Below are 2,416 nucleotides of genomic sequence, written 5' to 3'. Positions count from 1 at the left end.
TCTTTTCGCTCCCACCTTTCAAGCTTGGGGATGGCTACAAGACCCTACCCAGTCCCTCAGTAATCCCATTCATGAACCACCGAGCTGGAATCACTGGTTTGGTACCTCTCGCCAGGGTTATGATGTCTTCTCTCGCACCTGGTTTGGCTCTCAAGCTGCTCTAAAAGTAGTCGTTCTCGCCACCACCCTCAGCCTGATAATTGGTGTCCCTTTGGGGTTAATAAGTGGTTATCTCGGTGGCAAACTCGATCGGGTATTACTGTTTTTAATGGATACGATCTATACCTTGCCAGGACTACTGCTATCGGTGACTCTGGCCTTTGTAGTCGGTAGAGGAGTCTTCAATGCTGCGATCGCATTAAGTATTTCCTATGTCCCCCAATACTATCGGGTAGTCCGGAATCACACCACTAGCGTCAAAACTGAATTGTTCATCGAAGCCGCTCAAGCCCTGGGAGCTTCCCCTGGTAGGATATTATCGCGCTACCTATTTCTCAATGTGATTCAAAGTGTACCAGTTCTATTTACCCTCAACGCCGCTGATGCCATTTTAATCTTGGGAGGACTGGGATTTTTAGGATTAGGATTGCCAGAACAAACCCCAGAGTGGGGTCATGACTTACGTCAAGCCCTCGATGCCTTACCAACTGGCATTTGGTGGACAGCGCTTTTCCCTGGTTTAGCCATGACACTGATGGTGGTAGGATTGTCCTTAGTAGGAGAAGGATTAAGTGAGTTGATTAATCCCCGATTTCGTCAGAAACATTGAAATTTTATAAAACCCTCTTGCATTTTGCCTTTTGCCTTTTGCCTTTTGCCTTAAAATGACTCAGGACAAATGACTCAAAACTAATGACCCAAGCCATAGGCATTGATTTAGGTGGCACTGCGATTAAGTTGGGACGCTTCCGTGAAGATGGAACCGAACTGGAGTCTCTAACAGTAGATACACCCCAACCTGCAACACCGACAGCGGTGATCGAAGCAATAGTAGCAGCAATCTCTCGTCTCGATACCAGGGAAGACGTGATTGGTATCGGGCTTGGATGTCCTGGCCCTGCCGATGTTGCTGGTAGAATTGCTAAGGTTGCGATTAACCTAACGGATTGGCACGATGTTCCCCTAGCCGATGAGTTAGAAGCCAAAGTCGGTTATCCCACAGTTGTTGCTAATGATGCTAACTGTGCTGGTTTAGGAGAAGCTTGGTTAGGGGCTGGTCGTCGGTTTAGGAATTTGATTCTACTCACCCTAGGCACAGGAGTAGGAGGGGCAATAATTTTCGATGGTCAACTCTTCACAGGTCATCTCGGGTCTGCTGGGGAGTTGGGGTTAATTAATCTATATCCCGATGGTCCCGAGTCTAATACTGGTAATCGGGGTTCTCTAGAGCAATACCTTTCCATTAGGGCAATCCGAGGCAACAGTGGCAAAGAACCAGCAGAACTTGGTAAATTAGCCCAGCAAGGAAACCAGGAAGCTTTAGAATTTTGGGCAGATTACGGACGCTTATTAGGGATTGGGCTAACTAGTTTTATTTATCCACTGACACCAGAAGCCATTATCATTGGTGGTGGCATCAGTGCTAGTGCCGAATTTTTCTTGCCAACAACTCTAGCAGAAATAGAGCAACGAGTTTTGCCTTCCTCCCGTACTGGTTTAGAGTTACTTAAAGCAGAATTAGGTAATCGAGCGGGGATGGTGGGAGCAGCACGATTGGCCTGGCAAAAACATCTGAAATGAAGAATGAAGAATTTAGAATGAAGAATTTAGAATGAAGAATTTAGAATTTAGAATTTAGAATTAATTTAGTGCGTAGGGTGTGTTAGGGGCGGGCTTGCCCTAATTTTCCACTTCGTAGCCAGTATTAGAATAGGCCGCCCCGTAACGCACCACCAAGTAGAATTTAGAATTTAGAATTTAGAATTTAGAATTTAGAATTTAGAATTTAGAATTTAGAATTTAGAATTAATTTAGTGCGTAGGGTGGGTTAGGGGCGGGCTTGCCCTCATGTTAAACCTTGAGTACCAGTGTTGGGACAGTCCGTCCGAAAATTGTAACGTCAATTCTTGTCCACTGTTCCCTGTTCCCAGATCCGCTGTTCCCGACAACTGCCGCGAAGTCTATTGATTGCAAAAAACCATGATTGCCAGTCCACAGCCTTACCGGATGACTCCCCAAGAATACCTGGAGTGGGAACCGACTCAAGAGATTCGTTATGAGTATATTGATGGGGAAGTCTTCGCCATGACCGGAGGCTCGAAACCCCACAACCGGATTGCTTTAAATCTGGCCAGTGATCTAAATACTCACCTACAAGACAGTAGCTGTGAGGTTTATATCGCAGATGTGAAGGTAAAAATATCTTCAGTTCGTTCCTACCACTACCCAGATGTAGTAGTAACTTGTGATTCCAGAA

The 2,416-nt window shown here is 45.7% G+C and carries 3 protein-coding genes; all 3 read left to right on the top strand.

The annotated features are described in order from the left end of the window. Positions 1 to 769 (top strand): ABC transporter permease (locus tag F6K20_RS34290; protein ID WP_287297774.1); only part of this gene is annotated, 769 nt, incomplete at its 5' end. Between the two features lie 83 nt (positions 770 to 852). Next, positions 853 to 1,740: an ROK family protein gene (locus F6K20_RS34285; RefSeq protein WP_008186567.1), complete on the top strand. Its 888-nt coding sequence runs from the start codon at positions 853 to 855 to the stop codon at positions 1,738 to 1,740. Between the two features lie 399 nt (positions 1,741 to 2,139). After that, on the top strand, positions 2,140 to 2,416 hold a 277-nt coding region (locus F6K20_RS34280), incomplete at its 3' end, for a Uma2 family endonuclease (RefSeq protein ID WP_287297772.1).

It is taken from the genome of Moorena sp. SIO2C4 (genome assembly GCF_010672485.1).
Lineage (GTDB): Bacteria > Cyanobacteriota > Cyanobacteriia > Cyanobacteriales > Coleofasciculaceae > Moorena > Moorena producens.
Note: the sequence above shows the minus strand (reverse complement) of the source record. Positions and strands in the feature narration are given on the sequence as shown.